The organism is Lentzea flaviverrucosa, assembly GCF_003350445.1.
In the GTDB taxonomy this organism is placed as follows: Bacteria; Actinomycetota; Actinomycetes; order Mycobacteriales; family Pseudonocardiaceae; genus Lentzea; species Lentzea californiensis.
Map to the genome: position 1 here is coordinate 121,360 of NZ_QQAU01000012.1, position 16,179 is coordinate 137,538.

The window sequence follows — 16,179 nt, forward strand, 5'->3', positions numbered from 1 at the left end:
GCCACACCCCGCACCATGCGCTCTGTCAGGCCCTACAGGCGCCCCGGCTGCTCATGGGAACACCCTGCCTGTACTGGTTACTCGTTCAAGAAACTGTCCGGAGTCCGGATGCGTTCGCGCACCCACACACCGGCCGGCTTCAGGACGCCGGTGCCCGCGAACGTGGTACCCGAGCAGGTACCGGTCTTGAACACCGCACCCGTCAGGCCGTCGTCGGAGAAGTTCCAGTTGGCCCACGAGATCTTCTTGCGGGCCATCAGGTCGATGTACTTCTGCGACATGGTGAAGTCGTTGGACCCACCACCGGACGCGGCCTGCGTGCCGAACTCGGTCACGAACACGGGGACCTGGCTCGACACCTGGTCCAGGACGCTGAGGTACGCGTCCTTGTGGGCCTGGGCGTAGAAGTGGAACGAGTACATGAAGTTGGTCGCGTTGACCCTGTTGTTCAGCACCTCGGACGGCGAGTCGCCGTCGGAGTGGCCGAACGTCGACCAGCCGTTCGTGCCCGAGACGATGAGGCTGTCCGGGTCGATGTTGCGGATGACCGGGATCATCTGCTCGGCGTAGGACTTGACCCGCGACCACGACGTGCCGTTCGGCTCGTTGGCGATGTCGTAGATGATGTTCGTCTTGTCCTTGTGCCGGTTGGCGATCTCCGTGAAGAACGTCTTGGCGCGCGACAGGTTGTAGTTCGGGTCACCGGGCGAGAGCTGGTGCCAGTCCACGAGGACGTAGATGCCACGGCGCGTGGCTTCCTCGATGTAGCCGTGCATCATGTCGGTGAACTTGCGGGGGTCGGTCTCGTAACCGTCCTCCTGGATGTACATGGCGACGCGGATGAAGTCCGCGTTCCAGTCGTTCACCAGCGCGTCCCACCACTGGGACTTGGAGCACTGGTGGTACCACTGGATGCCGTGCGTGCTCATGCCCCGCAGCTGGATCGGGTTGCCGTACTGGTTGCAGAGCTGCACGCCGCACACGCGCAGCAGGCCGTTGATGTCGTGCGGCCTGGTGCCGCCGGGCGTGCCAGGCTGGGTGCGCACGGAGATGGAGTTCGACGCACCGGACAGGTTGCCCGCCGCGTCACGCGCCTGGACGGTGAAGGTGTACGCGGTGTCCGGCGTGAGGCCGGAGACCGTGTGGGTGGTGCCGGACGCGGTCTGCCCGTTGGACAGCACGTACCCGGTCACGCCCACGTTGTCGGTGGACGCGTTCCACGCCAGCGACACCGAGGACGCCGTGGTGCCGGTGGAGCGCAGGCTGCCGGGAACCGAGGGGGCCGCGGTGTCCGGCGTGCCCGACTGGGCGTCGACGTCGATGCGGTCCAGGTTCGGGCCGCCGTTGACCGTCGTCGCGACAGTCCTGATCTTGTTCGAGCCCGCGTTGAGGGTGACGGTCGTGGACTTGGTGGTCCACGACGTCCACGCTCCCGTGCTCGGGAACGAGAGCTGGCTCGCCACCACAGAGCCGTTCACCGAGATGTCCATCGGGCGGTTCGCCGTCTGGCCGTTGGCGAACCGGAACGTGAGCGTCGCCGGACCGGCGGTGCCCGCGTCGACGGTGAACTCGACGGAGCTGCCGACCTCGTTGTCGTAGTTGACGAAGCCGGAGCCGGTGAAGCCGGCGTGGTTCGACTCGACGAGGCCGTTGGAGATGGTCGCGCTTTCCGCCTGGTACTGGACCGGGGCGGCGATCGCGACGGCCGGGACGACAGCGAGTGCCAAGGCTGCCGGGACGACCAACAACAGGGGTCTGGCCACAGGTGCCTCCTGTGTAAGGGGGACTGCAGGGCGCGGCGGCGATTTAGTTAAGAAGCTTTCCTATCAGTAGTGGCTTGAATCACAGCACTAGACCTCTGCCCGTGTCAACAAATTCGGGCGACCGGAACCAACCGGGTTTGGGATCCTCGACCACCTGATGCGATCCACAGTCACCGTGACACCAGCACAGCTCCCGGAGGTGCTGCTGCACGTCGCCGTCGTCCGGCCGGTCTTCCTCTGGGGAGCACCGGGTATCGGCAAGTCCTCACTCGTCCGCAAGTTCGCCACCGAACTGGGCCTCGAGTGCGTCACGCTGCTCGGCACGCAGCTGGCGCCGGAGGACCTCATCGGAGTTCCGGAACTGGTCGGTGGCCGGTCCCGGTTCGCGCCGCCGGAGTCCATCGCGCGGCACGACCCCTACTGCCTGTTCCTCGACGAGCTGAACGCCAGCTCCCCCGAGGTGCAGAAGGCGTTCTACTCGCTGATCCTCGACCGCCGGATCGGCTCCTACGAGCTGCCGAAGGGCTCGATCGTGATCGGCGCCGGCAACCGGGCGGTCGACAACGCCCTGGCGCGCCCGATGGCGTCCGCACTCGTGAACCGCATGATCCACGTGCACCTCACGGCGTCCGCGCGCGATTGGCTGGCATGGGCGCGTGAGAGCAACATCCACCCGTGGGTGCTGGAGTACCTGACGCAACGCCCGGACCACCTGTGGAGCGCGGCGCCGAAGGTCGAGGAGACGTTCTCCACGCCGCGTGGCTGGCACATGCTGTCCGACGCGCTGCACTCGTTCGGCGACGACATCTCCGAGGACGTGCTCGGGGTGCTGGCGTTCGGCACGGTCACCGCGAACCACGCGTCGATGTTCAAGGCGTTCGTGAAGACCGTGCGCAACGCGTTCGGGCTGGAGGCCGTGCTGCGCGGGGACGTCCGCTGGCCGTCGGCACCCCAGGACCGCGACCTGCTCTACTTCCTCGGCGAGGCGTTCCGCGCGCGGCTGGTGAAGGAACTGCCGCACGACAAGGCGCACGCGTCGGCGGCGGGCAAGCAGCTCGCGCACCGCGGCAAGGCCCTGCTGCTGGAACTGGCGGAGCTGTCGCTGGAGATCGCGCAGATGGTGATCGCGGCCGACGACGACGGCAACCCGGTGCTGCCCGCGTGGTTCCTCGTCGAGGTCACCCGCGATCTGCCCCGGCTGGTCGCGGCGCGCGCATGAGCAAGCGCAGGAAGGCTTTCGTCGACCAGGCCGCCCTGGACTTCGAGGCAGCACGCGCGCAGATCCGCCTGCATCCGCTGTTCGCGCCGTTGAGCAGCTTCGAGAGCCGGAACTCCGACCACCCGTGGGCGGACATCTCGCTGGACGGGTCGATGCGCGCGCACCCGACGCGCAAGGCGGGCGAGGCCGAGTGGGTGTGGGTGTTCGCGCATTGCCTGCTGCACCTGGGGTTCGGCACGGCGTCCTGCGACGACGTGCTGGACTTCCAGCCCGCGATCCGGCTCGGCACCCGCCCGTTCTCGTGGGAGCCGGGCCGGTGCGTGCGCGGCGGACCGGCCGCGCACCCGGAGAAGTGGGCCGAGCGGTTCGCCTCCGGCCTGTCCAACGCCGCCGTGGCCGCGATCGACGTGGCGGGCGGCGCGCGGTCGTCGTTGTCCGACTCCCGGCCGGTGCGCAGCCAGTGGGACCTCGCGCTCGGCTGGTTCGTGTCGAACTACCCGCTGCTGGGCGCGCTGGCGTCGACGATGGAGGTGGTGGCGGACGCGGAACTGGCGCGGGGCTGGGACATCTCGATCGCGGCGGTGTCGACGGCCTCGGCCGAGATCTACGTGAACCCCTTGGCCGGCTTGACGAAGCAGGAGTGGCGGTTCGTGCTCGCGCACGAGATGCTGCACGCCGCGCTGCGCCACTGCGACCGGGTCGGCGGGCGCGATCCGTACCTGTGGAACATCGCCGCCGACTTCGTGGTGAACGGCTGGCTCGTCGAGATGGCCGTCGGCTCGCCACCGGAGGGCGTGCTGCACGACCCGGAACTGCGCGGCCTGTCGGCGGAGTCGGTGTACGACCGGATCGCGGTGGACCTGAGGCGGTACCGCAAGCTGCTGACCCTGCGCGGGAACCACCAGGGTGATCTGCTCGGCGAACCGTTGCGCGGGCCCGCTGACGTGACGGACCTGGACGAGTTCTACCGGCGTGCTCTGCTGACCGGCCTGGGCTACCACACGTCGTCCCGCGGACTCCTGCCGGCAGGGCTGGTCGAGGAGATCAGGGCGCTGGAGCACCCGCCGTTGTCGTGGGACGTCCAGCTGGCGCGGTGGTTCGAGGAGTTCGTTCCGGCCGTGGAGAAACGGCGCACCTACGCACGTGCGTCCCGGCGGCAAGCGTCCACTCCGGACATTCCGCGGCCCGGCTGGGTGCGGCCGGAGTCGCTGGAGGCACGGCCGACGTTCGGCGTCGTGCTCGACACGTCCGGTTCGATGGACCCGAGGCTGCTGGGCAAGGCGCTGGGCGCGATCGCCTCCTACGCCGCGGCACGTGACGTACCCGCCGCACGCGTGGTTTTCTGTGACGCGACGGCATATGACGCCGGATATGTGCCCGTCGAGGACATCGCGGGACGGGTGGCGGTGCGGGGGCGCGGCGGCACGGTGCTGCAGCCCGGCGTCGACCTGCTCGAACGCGCGGACGACTTCCCCTCGGGCGGCCCGGTCCTGGTGATCACCGACGGGGGGTGCGACGTGCTGCGGATCCGGCGCGAGCACGCGTTCCTCATACCGGCGGGCGCGCACCTGCCGTTCCGCGCGCGTGGCCCCGTGTTCCGGATGTCCTGATGGAGATCGCCTGCGACGAGTCGGGGTCCGAGGGCGAGAAGCTCGTCGGCGGGGTCACGGCGGTCTTCGCGCACGCCGGGGTGTCGCTGTCCGAGGCCGAGGCTTCGGCGTGCGTCGAGGCACTGCGCCAGATGATCAGGTCACCTGCCTTGGAATACAAGGCGAACCACCTGCTTCGGACGAAGAACCGCTGGGTGCTGCTGTGGTTCCTCGGCCAGGACGGTCCGCTGGCCGGTCGTGCCCGCGTGCAGCTGGTCGACAAACGGCGGTACCTGGCCTCGCGGGTGCGGGCGGAGTTCGGCTCGGTGACCGGGCCCCTGGAGCTGTACAACGACCTGCTGCGCGCCCGTGGCCCACGCGGGGCGCTCGACCCGTTGTTCCCGGCGATACTGCGGACTGTGGCGCAGTGGGACGGGCCGGTGTCGATCGTGCACGACCAGCAGCTGTCGCTGACCGACGGGCGGATCCAGAGGCTCAAGGAACTGGCTCCACGGCTGGAAAGCCTGACGCTGGTCGACTCGCAGCACGACGCCCGCGTGCAGGTCGCGGACTTCCTGGCGGGCATCGCGCGACGCGTCGCGGAGGAGGAACTGAACGGAAAGCCGGACCGAGAGGTGATCGAGTTGCTGATGCCGTTCGTCGTCGGGCCTACGATGTGGAATGCCTGACGCCATATTCGCCGACCCCCGGTTGGCAAAAATCTACGACGCCTTCGACGGGCCACGCCTGGACCTGGACTTATATCTCGGGATCGCGGCCGAGGTCGAGGCGAGGAGCGTGCTCGACGTCGGGTGCGGCACAGGACGTCTGGCTGTGTTGCTCGCCTCATCCGGCCGCACGGTCGTCGGGGTGGATCCGGCGCTGGCCTCACTGGAGATCGCTCGCGCCAAGGACTCCCGGGTCACCTGGATCCACGGCGATGCCACCACGTTGCCCCAGATGTCGGTAGACCTCGCCACGATGACCGGAAACGTGGCGCAGGTGTTCCTCGGCGACGACTGGGAGGCCACGCTGCGGGGCGTGCACGGTGCGCTGCGACCCGGCGGGCACTTCGCGTTCGAGACGCGGCGGCCGGAGGAACGGGCCTGGGAGGACTGGGCGCGGGTGAAGCCGCGGGTGCTGGTCGGCGTGCGCGAGCAGTTCGACCTGCTCGACGTGAGCATGCCTTTCGTGACTTTCCGCCACACCTACGGTTTCCCGGACGGCTCGGTGATCACCTCGGACTCGACGCTGCGGTTCCGCTCGCGCGCCGAGGTCAGCCACAGCCTGGTGCGCTGCGGCTTCGAGGTCGTCGACGTGCGGGACGCGCCGGACCGGCCGGGCCGGGAACACGTGTTCCTGGCGCGCAAGGTCAGCTGACGAGCACCGGTTGCTTCCAGGCCTGCACCAGCCACGGCAGGATCCTGGGCAGCCGGTCGGCCACGATGTCGTGCAGCACCAGCACGATCCGGCCGGTGCGGGCAGGGCCGGCGTCGAGCCACACGAGGTGCATGAGGACGCCGGTCTGCAGGTCGAGCCCCGCCTCCGCCTCCGCGAGGGCCGCGGGGGTGGCGGCGGCGGGATCCGCGACCTCGTGGTGCGCGAAGCCGGAACGACACAGCTCAGGATGCAGTTCCACCAGGGACTGCATGGCGGCGGCGAGACGTCCCACGCCCAGCCCTGCCCGAACCTGCACCGTAATGGCTCTCACGTTAGGAGAGCCTAACCTAGGCCCACCCGGGATCGCGTCCGCTGAGTCCCAGGACACGGTCGAGCAGAGGCGCGTTCGAGCCGACCTCCACCGCGGCTCCGAAGAGCGAGCCGTCCCGGTCGTCCGGGCCGATCGACGACACGAAGCCGTGGACGACCTGGAGCAGGTCCTCCTCGACCTCGAACGGCTGCCCGGTCGCCTTCGCCAGGTCCCAGCCGTGCAGCACGATCTCGTCCAGCGCCACGGCCGCCGCGACCTCACCGGGCAGGTCGACGCCACCCGCGCGGGTCATGCCCTCCCAGGCCTCCGGCGCACGCCAGGCCGTCGCGAGTTCCGCCAGCCGCTGTGGAACGGACTCGCGGAAGTCGAGCGGCAGCCGGGAGGCGTCACCGGTGCCCGCGCCTTCCAGCGGGGTCTTCAGCGCCGCCATCGTGAACGCGACCGACAGGCCGTTGACGTGGTCGAGCAGGTCGCCGACGGTGTAGCCGGGGCACGGGGTCGGCGCCTTCAGGTCGCCGTCCGTCACGGTGCGCACCAGACCCGCGAGCCGGTCCGCCGCAGGGGTCAGGTCGAACATCAGTAGCCGTCACCTCCCCAGAACTGCTCTTCCAGCGTGTCCGCGGTACCGGCGAGCAACTGGAGCGGGTCGGTGAACTCGTGGATGTCCAGATCCTTGAGCGGCAGCGAGTGCCGCACCACGACGTGCTCCCCCATGATCGCGAGGCCGCACGCGACGGTGGAGTTGCCCACCTCCGCCAGCACCGCCCGCAGGTCGACGTCCTTGGCCAACCCGCACGGGGAGGCGATTTGCACCCACTCGTGCATCTTGTCGAGCACTTCCCGGACGATGATCACGACCTGCGTGCGGTCGTCCTCGTCCTCCTCCACGTCACCGAAGGTGCAGAGGATCCTCAGCTCCTCGCCCTCGTCGTGGATGACGTCGTACGTGGCGCGGACGTAATCCGCGAGGTCTCCCCAACTCGCCATGGCGCAACCCTACTTGCCGCGACGGCCCACAGCCCGACCACGAGCACGGCGCCCACCTCGGCGATGAGCAAGATCCTTTCTATGTAACCCAACGGGAACACGCGCCACCACCGAACGTCGGACACCATGCCGGTCACAATGGCGTACAAGATCGGCATGAATGCGACAACGCTCAACAAACCGGACGCCATCGTCCACCGCGCGTGTTTCCCCCACACGTGGTCCCGCACCCACGGCCGCGCGAGCAGGATGACGGCGATCGGCAGGCTGACGAACGCGAGCATGCTGCCGAACCGGTGGATGCTGCCGCTGAGCTCGTTGGTGCCCATGGCCCAGTTCGTCTTCGGGAACGCCACCACGAGGAACAGGCCGGCCGACCACAGCGCGAGCGCTATGGAGCCACCGGACCACCACCTCGTCAGCCCCTTGTGCGCCAGCACGCCGAGGATCGCGAGCGATCCGACGGCCAGCAGCACCACGGCGACGTCGAAGACCGGGCGGTAGTCACCGAGCGCGTACTCGCTGATCGTGCGCCGCAGCGACCCGACGGTCAGGTCGAGCAGACCGACCATGGCGATCGTCGCGACGACGGCGAGCGAACCGCCGATGGCGGCCAGACGAGGTATGAGCACATAACGGACAACGTCCCGGCGAACGCGCGGGGTTCCTGGGTTCAGGAACCCGACAGGTTGCCCCCAGCAACCCGACAGGATCAGCCGAAGACGCTCCCGCACGTGATGTTGACCTGCGCTCCCGTGATCGTGCGCCCCCAGTCCGAGGCCGCGAACACCGCCGTCCGCCCCACGTCACCGAGCGTCGCCGCCCGCCCCAGCAGCGTGTCGCCGACGATGTCCTCCTCGATCGGCGCCCGGTGCTCGGCCGGAACCGACTCGGGAATCCCGCCGGTCTGCAGGGTCACCACCCGCACACCGTGCGGACCGAGCTCGGCCGCGAGCTGGCGCCGCATCGACTCCACCGCGTCGAACGCCACGAGCAGACCGCCGAGCTGCCACTTCCGGTGCGCCGACGGCTCACCGGTACCGCCGAAGAACAGGATGACGCCGGACCGCTGCCGGATCATGTGCCGCGCCGCCGCCCTGGCCGTGAGGAACTTCGACCGGACCGCCGACACGACGGGACTCAGGTAGTCGTCGACGCTCATCTCGACCATCGGCGTGCCCTGCACGTCGTTGTCGGTCGTGACGTTGACGGAGATGTCGATCCGCTCGAACGCGGCGGCGTGCCGGTCCACCGCCTGCTCGTCCAGCGCGTCGACCACGGCGTACTCGGCGCCCAGTTCGGTGGCCTTCGCCTTGAGCGTCGCCTCCGTGCGGCCGGCCAGGTGCACACTGGCCCCCGCCTCGGTGAACGCGGCGGCGATCGCGCCGCCCACGTTGCCCGCACCGCCGTAGATGACTGCGGTCTTCCCGTTGAGGTTCATCGGCTCGCCGGTCATGGCGTCGAGGCTAACGCCTACCGCAGCGCCACGCCCGCCTCGGCCGCCACCGCCTCGGCCACCGCGGTCAGCGCCGGCGAGTCGAGCTTCCACTGCTGCCAGTACAGCGGCACCGAGATGGTGCGACCCGGCACGAGGTCGACGAGACCGTCCTGGAGTTGTTGCGGCGGCACCATTCCCCAGCCGAGCCCGGCCACGATCGCCCGCACGTACACCTCGGACGACGGCACGTAGTGGCGGTGATCCGAGGCGCCGCGCCCGCGGGTCAGCGTGCGCACGAAGCGGTCCTGCAGGTCGTCGTTGCGGTCGAACACGACCACCGGCGCGTCCGGGAGCCACGACTTCGGCAGGCCGTCCCGGTAGCGCTCCACAAAGGACGACGAGGCCATTGCCGCATAACGGATCTCGCCCAGCTTGGTCACCGAGCAGCCCGCCACCGGCTCGCGCGAGGACGTCACCGCCGCCATCACCAGCCCCTGCCGCAGCAACGCCGTCGTGTGGTCCTGGTCCTCGCGGTGCAGGTCGAAGGAGATCCGCAGGTCAGGTGACACCCGTTGCAGGGCGGGCAGGAACCACGTGGCGAGCGAGTCGGCGTTCACCGCGATCGGCACCCGCACCACCGCGTCCTCGCCCAGTGCCGCGTCGAGGTCCTGGTCCAGGGCCAGCAGTTGCCGACCGTAACGGACGATCACCTCGCCCGACGGCGTCAGGCGGACCGGGCGCGCCCGCACCAGCAGCACGCGGCCAGTCCGTTGCTCCAGGGCCTTGATGCGTTGCGAGACAGCGGAAGGAGTGACGTGCAGCGCGGTGGCGGCCGCGTCGAACGTGCCCGCGTCGACGACCGCGAGCAGCGTGCGCACCAGGTCGAGATCCATCACAGCGACTAATGCTACTTAAGAATCTTTAGCTGGCCTCATCAAGACCGCGTAAATACCGTGGAACTCGTGACTGACCTGCTGCTCGGCTTCGGCACCATGATGACCCTGATCGTCGCGATCGGCGCGCAGAACGCTTTCGTGCTGCGCCAAGGACTTCGCCGGCAGGCGGTCGTGGAGGTCGTCGCCGTGTGCGCGCTTTCGGACGCGATCCTGGTCGCGGTGGGCGTCGCCGGGTTCGGCGTGATCGTGAAGAAGTTCCCGCAGGCCATCACTGTCGCCGCCGTCGTGGGCGGGATCTTCCTGCTGGGATACGGGTTTCTGGCGGCGCGCAGGGCGTTCAGGCCGTCGGCGCTCAACGCGGGAACGGAGACGAGCAGCCGGCCCGTGCTGACGGCGCTCGCGCTGACGTGGCTCAACCCGCACGTGTACCTCGACACGCTGGTGCTGCTCGGCTCGATCGCGGCCGGCCGCTGGCTGTTCGGGGTCGGAGCGGTGACGGCGAGCATCACCTGGTTCGTCGCGCTCGGGTTCGGCGCGCGGCTGCTCAGCCCGTTGTTCGCGAAGCCCCGCGCGTGGCGGGTGCTGGACGGCCTGATCGCCGCCGTGATGATCACTCTCGGGGTGACCCTGATCGCCGGGTCGTGATCATCACCAGCACCGCCGCGACGGCCAGGACACCGCTCGCCACGGGCGCCGCCGTCCCTGCGAAAAGGGACGCCGAGGCGAGCCCCGCGCTGACCAGAGCACCGATGACGACCCGAGGCCGAAGATCATCCACGTTCTCGACCCTAACCCACGACACGCGCATGTTGGGTGGTGATCAAGACCCCACCACCACATGTAGTATCTGCCGCGCTAGTGGTTCACCGACCCGACTCAACCGGGCCGGTGAGGCAAGAGGGAACCCGGTGAAAGTCCGGGACTGCCCCGCAGCGGTGAGTGGGAACGAAAGCCGTCAACGAAGCACTGGGTCGCGAGACCTGGGAAGCGACGGCCGGTAGGCGCCAGAGGTACGCCCACGAGTCCGAAGACCTGCCATTGGTGTGCGCGCAAGCCTGCGCGCACGACACGGTGCCCCGAGGGAGGGCGGCTGTGTGCACCAGTGGTGTCGACCGCTGGTGCGCGCACGCGTTTCCTCGGGCCGATCTCGGAGGAGAGAGCGTGCCCGACCGCCTTTCAGTGGTCATCGACGAAGCCTGCGCCGACCTGCCCCACGCGTCGGCCGAGGCGGTTCTGGCCGAGACCAAGCGGACCCTCTACGACGGCATCACCGACGCCGAGCTCGCACTCGCGCCGATCATGGCCGCCCGCACGATGGTCGAGCACGACCCGGACTACTCCTACGTCAGCGCCCGCCTGCTGCTGGACAAGCTCCGCACCGAGGCCTGCGGAATCCCCCTGTCGCACGCCGAGATGACCGAGCGCTACCCGGAGTACTTCGCGCAGTTCGTCCGCCACGGCATCGAGCTGGGCCAGCTCGACCCGCGTCTGGCCGACTTCGACCTGACCAGGCTCGGTGCGGCGCTCGACGCCTCCCGCGACCTGAACTTCCAGTTCCTGGGCATGCAGACGCTCTACGACCGCTACTTCCTGCACCACGACGACCGCCGCTACGAACTGCCGCAGGCGTTCTTCATGCGCGTCGCGATGGGCCTCGCCCTCGAGGAGGACGACCGGAACGCCCGCGCGATCGAGTTCTACGAGCTGCTGTCGAGCTTCGACTTCATGTGCTCGACGCCGACCCTGTTCAACTCCGGCACCACACGCCCGCAGCTCTCGTCGTGCTTCCTCACCACCGTGGACGACGACCTCGCCGCCATCTTCCACGGCATCAGCAACAACGCGCTGCTCTCCAAGTTCGCCGGCGGTCTCGGCAACGACTGGACCCCGGTGCGCGGCATCGGCGCGCACATCAAGGGCACCAACGGCAAGTCGCAGGGCGTCGTGCCGTTCCTCAAGGTCGCGAACGACACCGCGGTAGCCGTGAATCAGTGCTTCGCACCGGAGACCGGCGTCTACACCGCCGACGGAGCCAAGGCGATCAAGGACATCCGGATCGGCGACCTGGTGCTCGGTGTGAGCGGCAACTACCGCGAGGTCACTGATGTGATGCTCTACGACCAAGCCGACCCGATGGTCGAGGTGAAGGTCAAGCACTCCGTGGAGACGCTGAAAGTCACGACGGGGCACCCGTTCTACGCCATCAAGGGTGTTCCGATGGAACAAGCGAACAGCCGCACCCTCAAGTGGCTGACCGACGACAAGGTCAGGCCGGAGTGGATCGAGGCCGGCAACCTGGAGAAAGGCGACTACGTTGCCCAGGTTGTTCCGAAGGAGATCGTCCCGGTCCACGATCTGACTGACGACGACGCGCGGCTGTACGGGATCCTCTTGGGTGACGGGCATCTGTCGAAGGATGGCTACCAGTGGGGTGTGTCGGGTAACCCCGAGTTGGACGTCCATCTCGATTTCGTACAGCACTACCTCTCCGAACGCGGGATCCACTACTGGGAGAACGGCCGGGAAGAAAGCACGTACCGCCAGATCTGTTGGGCGTCCGGCCGAGGGGTCCGACGCGACTCCACAACCGGCCGCATCCTCGGAGCGGGCGAACCCACCTTGCCGTTCACCTACGGCGATCTGTACGACGAGCACCGTCACAAGCGCATCGCCCGCCGGTTCTCGCACCTCCCGCACGCGCAGACGCGGAACCTGCTCCAAGGACTCCTGGAAACAGACGGCGGGGTCTCCCGCGGCGTCGAGGTCTACTTCACCACGACGTCCCCCGCGCTGGCGGCAGGCATCCGGTACCAGTTGTTGCGCCTGGGCGTGCCGTCCGCAGGGCAGCATCGCGAACGCGAGCAGAACCACACTGGCACTCGCTCCAACGGAACTCAGATCAGCTTCTCCGGCGTGACCAAGACTTTCGACATCCGGGTTCCCGCTGTCCCAGGCATCGCCGAGCTCGTCGGCTGCCGCCCGATCACCAAGCGCAACTGGATCGAGCACGCCGGCATGGTGTTCTCGCGCGTCCGGGACGTGAGGGAGACCGAAGTCGTGCCGACGGTGTTCGACCTCAAGGTCGAGACCGACGAGTCCTACATGACCACGGCCGGTCTCGCTCACAACGGCGGGAAGCGGAAGGGCGCTGTCTGCGCCTACCTGGAGACCTGGCACATCGACGTCGAGGAGTTCCTCGACCTGCGCAAGAACACCGGCGACGAACGCCGCCGCACGCACGACATGAACACCGCGAACTGGGTGCCGGACGAGTTCATCCGCCGCGTGCGCGCGAACGGCCAGTGGACGCTCTTCTCCCCCGACGAGGTGCCGGACCTGCACGACGCGTTCGGCAGCGAGTTCGCCGAGAAGTACCGCGCGTACGAGGAGATGGCCGACAACGGCGAGATCAAGGTCTTCCGCCGGCTTCCCGCCGTCGACCTGTGGCGGCGCATGCTGACCATGCTGTTCGAGACCGGCCACCCGTGGATCACGTTCAAGGACCCGTGCAACCTGCGTTCGCCGCAGCAGCACAGCGGTGTCGTGCACTCGTCCAACCTGTGCACCGAGATCACCCTGAACACCGCCGTCGACGAGGTCGCGGTCTGCAACCTCGGCAGTGTCAACCTCGCGCGGCACGTGACAGAGGACGGCATCGACCACGCGCGGCTCGAGAAGACCGTGCGCACCGCGGTGCGCATGCTCGACAACGTGATCGACGTGAACTACTACACGATCCCGGAAGCCAGGAACTCCAACCTGAAGCACCGGCCCGTGGGCCTGGGGCTGATGGGTTTCCAGGACGCGCTGTTCACGCTCGGCACGCCGATGGCGTCGAAGGAGGCCGTCGAGTTCGCCGACCGCAGCATGGAGGAGATCAGCTACTACGCGATCTCCGCGAGCGCTGAACTGGCGCGGGAACGCGGCGCCTACGCGTCGTTCGAGGGATCTTTGTGGAGCAAGGGGATCCTGCCGATCGACTCGGTCGAGATCCTGGCCGCCACGCGCGCCGGGGGTGAGCTGGAGCAGAACCGCGAGTCCACGATGGACTGGGCGCCGGTCAGGGCGATGGCGCGCGAGGGCATGCGGAACTCGAACGTCATGGCGATCGCGCCGACCGCGACCATCGCGAACATCACCGGGGTGAACCAGTCGATCGAGCCGCTGTACCGCAACCTGTACGTGAAGTCGAACATGTCCGGTGACTTCACCGTGGTCAACCCCGGCCTGGTGCGGGCTCTCGAGCAGCGCGGGCTGTGGGACGAGCAGATGGTCTCGGACCTCAAGCTGCACGACGGCAGCCTCGGCGCGATCGACCGGGTGCCGCCGTACCTGAAGGCCCTGTACGCCACGGCGTTCGAGGTCGACAGCTCGTGGCTGGTCGAGGCCGGTTCACGCAGGCAGAAGTGGATCGACCAGGCGCAGTCGCTGAACCTGTACCTCTCCCAGCCGAGCGGCCGCAAGCTCGACGAGCTCTACCAGCTGGCGTGGCTGCGCGGCCTCAAGACCACGTACTACCTGCGCACGCAGAGCGCGACGCACGTGGAGAAGTCCACCTTGCAGGGCACCGACGGCAAGCTCAACGCCGTCTCCCCCGTCGCCGTCGACCCGAGCTGCTCCATCACCGACCCCGAGTGCGAGGCCTGCCAGTGACCGAGAACCTGATCGAGGCAGGCGCCGCGCGCGTCTCCGTCGACGACAAGGCGATGATCAACTGTCGCGCCGACGTCAACCAGCTGCTGCCGCTGAAGTACCACTGGGCGTGGGAGAAGTACCTGGCCGGCTGCAACAACGCGTGGATGCCGACCGAGGTCTCCATGCAGGCCGACATCATGCTCTGGAAGACAGCGCCCTCCTCGGGCGGCCTGACCGACGACGAACGGCTGATGATCAAGCGCAACCTGGGCTTCTTCGCGACCAGCGAGTCGTTGGTGGCCAACAACATCGTGCTCGCGGTGTACCGCCACCTCACGAACCCGGAGTGCCGCCAGTACCTGCTGCGGCAGGCCTTCGAGGAGGCCGTGCACACCCACACGTTCCAGTACGTCTGCGAGTCGCTCGGCCTCGACGACGGCGAGCTGTTCAACATGTACCGCGAGATCCCGTCCATCACGGACAAGGCGGCCTGGGCGTTGCAGTTCACGCAGCACCTGGAGGACCCGGAGTTCAGGACCGGCACGCCGGAGACGGACCAGGCGTTCCTCAAGGACCTCGTGGCGTTCTACGTGGTGTTCGAGGGCATGTGGTTCTACACCGGTTTCGCGCAGATCCTGTCGCTCGGCCGCCGCAACAAGATGGTCGGAATCGCCGAGCAGTACCAGTACATCCTGCGCGACGAGTCGATCCACCTGAACTTCGGCATCGACGCGATCAACCAGATCAAGATCGAGAACCCGCACCTGTGGAGCGACGTGTTCCAGGAGGAGGTGCGGACCATGCTCGCGGAGGGTTGTGAGCTGGAGATCGCCTACGGCCGCGACACCATGCCGAACGGCATCCTCGGCCTCAACGCCGAGCTGTGCGAGCAGTACATGCGGTTCATCACGAACCGCCGGTGCGCACAGCTCGGCCTGGAGCCGGTGTGGGAGCCGACCGAGAACCCGTTCCCGTGGATGTCGGAGATGATGGACCTGAAGAAGGAGAAGAACTTCTTCGAGACCCGGGTCATCGAGTACCAGAACGGCGGATCACTGGAGTGGTGAGCTGAGCCTCACGGCTTTGGGGAGCCCGGCCCGGTCCGCCACCGGCCACGCCAGCGGATCGGGTCCCAGTTCCACCAGCGCGGCGACCTGCAGGCGGGACCACGGGGAGATCTCGCGCGTGCCGTCCAGCACGCTCGCGGCGAACTCGCTCCACGGAACCCGCTCGGTCGAGTCGACCTCGTCCGGGTTGGGGACCGGCTCGTCGTCGGACAGCACGCGGAACACCGGGCACATCTCGTTCTCGACGACGCCGTCCATCTCCGCGCGGTAGCGGAAGGCCGGCAGCAGCAGTTCGGGTTCGGAGACCTTCATGCCGAGCTCGTCGCGCAGGCGCCGCAGCACGGCCTGGGCCATGTCCTCCTCCGGGAGGGGGTGGCCGCAGCAGGTGTTCGTCCACAGACCGGGGAAGGTCTTCTTGTGCAGTGCGCGGCGGGTGAGCACGGTGTTGCCCGCCGAGTCGAAGACGTAGCTGGAGAACGCCAGGTGCAGCGGGGTTTCCGCGTGGTGCACCACTGCTTTGTCCTCGACGCCGATGGCCGAACCGTCCTCGGCCAGGAGGACCACCTGTTCCACAGTCACGGGCACCACGTAATCACACGCGGGCCGAGATCGGGAACCGCGCGGTCGGGTGAGCTTGAGCGGGGAGATAGCCGGACCATAGGTGTCGCAGGTCACTCTGGGGGCATGACTTCCCCGTTCGCACAGGCTCACACCATGTTCCTGGTGCTGGTCAGCCCGACGGGCCAGTACTCGATCTGGCCCGCGGTGCTGCAGGTGCCCGCCGGCTGGCAGGTCGTCCACGGAGTCGCGTCCAGGCAGTCCTGTGCGGACTACGTGGACGCGCTCCGGTTCGACGTGCCGATGGCGGCTTAGC

The 16,179-nt window shown here is 68.2% G+C and carries 16 protein-coding genes and 1 riboswitch; of the genes, 8 read left to right on the top strand and 8 right to left on the bottom strand.

The annotated features are described in order from the left end of the window. Positions 1–77 precede the first annotated feature (77 nt). Positions 78–1,763 carry a cellulase family glycosylhydrolase gene (locus DFR72_RS31545; protein WP_090068957.1) on the bottom strand — a complete coding sequence of 562 codons (1,686 nt, stop codon included), beginning with the start codon at positions 1,761–1,763 and terminating at the stop codon, positions 78–80. A 157-nt stretch (positions 1,764–1,920) separates the two neighbouring features. Here DFR72_RS31545 and DFR72_RS31550 point away from each other — a divergent pair, with 157 nt between their 5' ends. Genes DFR72_RS31550 through DFR72_RS31565 form a run of 4 tightly spaced genes read left to right on the top strand, consistent with a single transcriptional unit; the run spans position 1,921 to position 5,951 of the window. Further along, on the top strand, positions 1,921–2,982 hold the full coding sequence (locus DFR72_RS31550; RefSeq protein ID WP_090068955.1) for an ATP-binding protein: 1,062 nt from the start codon (positions 1,921–1,923) through the stop codon (positions 2,980–2,982). Further along, positions 2,979–4,592, top strand: coding sequence for a vWA domain-containing protein (locus DFR72_RS31555; RefSeq protein WP_090068953.1), 1,614 nt, complete (start codon positions 2,979–2,981; stop codon positions 4,590–4,592). The genes DFR72_RS31550 and DFR72_RS31555 overlap by 4 nt, the downstream gene beginning before the upstream one ends. After that, positions 4,592–5,260 (top strand): DUF3800 domain-containing protein, encoded by a 669-nt coding sequence (locus DFR72_RS31560; protein ID WP_090068951.1) that lies wholly within the window; start codon positions 4,592–4,594, stop codon positions 5,258–5,260. The genes DFR72_RS31555 and DFR72_RS31560 overlap by 1 nt, the downstream gene beginning before the upstream one ends. Continuing rightward, positions 5,253–5,951 (top strand): class I SAM-dependent DNA methyltransferase, encoded by a 699-nt coding sequence (locus DFR72_RS31565; protein WP_090068949.1) that lies wholly within the window; start codon positions 5,253–5,255, stop codon positions 5,949–5,951. Before DFR72_RS31560 ends, DFR72_RS31565 begins: the two co-directional genes overlap by 8 nt. Here DFR72_RS31565 and DFR72_RS31570 read toward each other — a convergent pair. From DFR72_RS31570 to DFR72_RS31595, 6 genes are all read right to left on the bottom strand, one after another. After that, on the bottom strand, positions 5,944–6,282 hold the full coding sequence (locus DFR72_RS31570) for a hypothetical protein (protein ID WP_143086845.1): 339 nt from the start codon (positions 6,280–6,282) through the stop codon (positions 5,944–5,946). The genes DFR72_RS31565 and DFR72_RS31570 overlap by 8 nt on opposite strands. Before the next feature lie 16 nt (positions 6,283–6,298). Continuing rightward, on the bottom strand, positions 6,299–6,859 hold the full coding sequence (locus DFR72_RS31575) for a TIGR03086 family metal-binding protein (protein ID WP_090068946.1): 561 nt from the start codon (positions 6,857–6,859) through the stop codon (positions 6,299–6,301). Next, entirely contained in the window at positions 6,859–7,269 is a 411-nt protein-coding gene (locus DFR72_RS31580; protein ID WP_090068945.1) for a type III secretion system chaperone family protein, read from the bottom strand. The genes DFR72_RS31575 and DFR72_RS31580 overlap by 1 nt, the downstream gene beginning before the upstream one ends. After that, positions 7,194–7,901 (bottom strand): DUF998 domain-containing protein, encoded by a 708-nt coding sequence (locus DFR72_RS31585; RefSeq protein ID WP_245983685.1) that lies wholly within the window; start codon positions 7,899–7,901, stop codon positions 7,194–7,196. The genes DFR72_RS31580 and DFR72_RS31585 overlap by 76 nt, the downstream gene beginning before the upstream one ends. An 80-nt stretch (positions 7,902–7,981) precedes the next feature. After that, positions 7,982–8,710, bottom strand: a complete 729-nt coding sequence (locus tag DFR72_RS31590; RefSeq protein ID WP_090069166.1) for an SDR family NAD(P)-dependent oxidoreductase — start codon at positions 8,708–8,710, stop codon at positions 7,982–7,984. A gap of 32 nt (positions 8,711–8,742) precedes the next feature. Further along, the gene (locus DFR72_RS31595; RefSeq protein WP_090069165.1) at positions 8,743–9,600 is read right to left on the bottom strand and encodes a LysR family transcriptional regulator ArgP; all 858 of its coding nucleotides are present in this window, start codon (positions 9,598–9,600) and stop codon (positions 8,743–8,745) included. Between the two features lie 99 nt (positions 9,601–9,699). Here DFR72_RS31595 and DFR72_RS31600 point away from each other — a divergent pair, with 99 nt between their 5' ends. The 3 genes from DFR72_RS31600 (at position 9,700) to DFR72_RS31610 (ending at position 15,305) form a co-directional block, all read left to right on the top strand. Beyond that, the gene (locus DFR72_RS31600) at positions 9,700–10,248 is read left to right on the top strand and encodes a LysE/ArgO family amino acid transporter (RefSeq protein WP_090069163.1); all 549 of its coding nucleotides are present in this window, start codon (positions 9,700–9,702) and stop codon (positions 10,246–10,248) included. Between the two features lie 197 nt (positions 10,249–10,445). Beyond that, a riboswitch (cobalamin riboswitch) is annotated at positions 10,446–10,657 on the top strand. Between the two features lie 107 nt (positions 10,658–10,764). Next, positions 10,765–14,256 (top strand): ribonucleoside-diphosphate reductase subunit alpha, encoded by a 3,492-nt coding sequence (locus tag DFR72_RS47200; RefSeq protein ID WP_090068943.1) that lies wholly within the window; start codon positions 10,765–10,767, stop codon positions 14,254–14,256. Between the two features lie 53 nt (positions 14,257–14,309). Beyond that, positions 14,310–15,305: a ribonucleotide-diphosphate reductase subunit beta gene (locus tag DFR72_RS31610; protein WP_245983707.1), complete on the top strand. Its 996-nt coding sequence runs from the start codon at positions 14,310–14,312 to the stop codon at positions 15,303–15,305. Here the strand turns inward: DFR72_RS31610 and idi are convergent. Next, positions 15,291–15,878 (bottom strand): isopentenyl-diphosphate Delta-isomerase, encoded by a 588-nt coding sequence (gene idi, locus DFR72_RS31615; protein ID WP_090068939.1) that lies wholly within the window; start codon positions 15,876–15,878, stop codon positions 15,291–15,293. The two genes, DFR72_RS31610 and idi, sit on opposite strands and share 15 nt — an antisense overlap. Positions 15,879–15,989: 111 nt before the next feature. On the opposite strand from idi, the gene DFR72_RS31620 reads away from it, so the two are divergent. After that, the gene (locus DFR72_RS31620) at positions 15,990–16,178 is read left to right on the top strand and encodes an MbtH family protein (RefSeq protein WP_030475476.1); all 189 of its coding nucleotides are present in this window, start codon (positions 15,990–15,992) and stop codon (positions 16,176–16,178) included. The last annotated feature ends 1 nt before the right edge of the window (position 16,179 follow it).

Bases quoted from the DNA above. Each gene is read 5' to 3' on its own strand.
- DFR72_RS31550 (WP_090068955.1), top strand. From the start codon at position 1,921: ATGCGATCCACAGTCACCGTGACACCAGCACAGCTCCCGGAGGTGCTG.
- DFR72_RS31555 (WP_090068953.1), top strand. From the start codon at position 2,979: ATGAGCAAGCGCAGGAAGGCTTTCGTCGACCAGGCCGCCCTGGACTTC.
- DFR72_RS31560 (WP_090068951.1), top strand. From the start codon at position 4,592: ATGGAGATCGCCTGCGACGAGTCGGGGTCCGAGGGCGAGAAGCTCGTC.
- DFR72_RS31565 (WP_090068949.1), top strand. From the start codon at position 5,253: ATGCCTGACGCCATATTCGCCGACCCCCGGTTGGCAAAAATCTACGAC.
- DFR72_RS31575 (WP_090068946.1), bottom strand. From the start codon at position 6,859: ATGTTCGACCTGACCCCTGCGGCGGACCGGCTCGCGGGTCTGGTGCGC.
- DFR72_RS31580 (WP_090068945.1), bottom strand. From the start codon at position 7,269: ATGGCGAGTTGGGGAGACCTCGCGGATTACGTCCGCGCCACGTACGAC.
- DFR72_RS31590 (WP_090069166.1), bottom strand. From the start codon at position 8,710: ATGAACCTCAACGGGAAGACCGCAGTCATCTACGGCGGTGCGGGCAAC.
- DFR72_RS31595 (WP_090069165.1), bottom strand. From the start codon at position 9,600: ATGGATCTCGACCTGGTGCGCACGCTGCTCGCGGTCGTCGACGCGGGC.
- DFR72_RS31600 (WP_090069163.1), top strand. From the start codon at position 9,700: ATGATGACCCTGATCGTCGCGATCGGCGCGCAGAACGCTTTCGTGCTG.
- DFR72_RS31610 (WP_245983707.1), top strand. From the start codon at position 14,310: ATGATCAACTGTCGCGCCGACGTCAACCAGCTGCTGCCGCTGAAGTAC.
- DFR72_RS31620 (WP_030475476.1), top strand. From the start codon at position 15,990: ATGACTTCCCCGTTCGCACAGGCTCACACCATGTTCCTGGTGCTGGTC.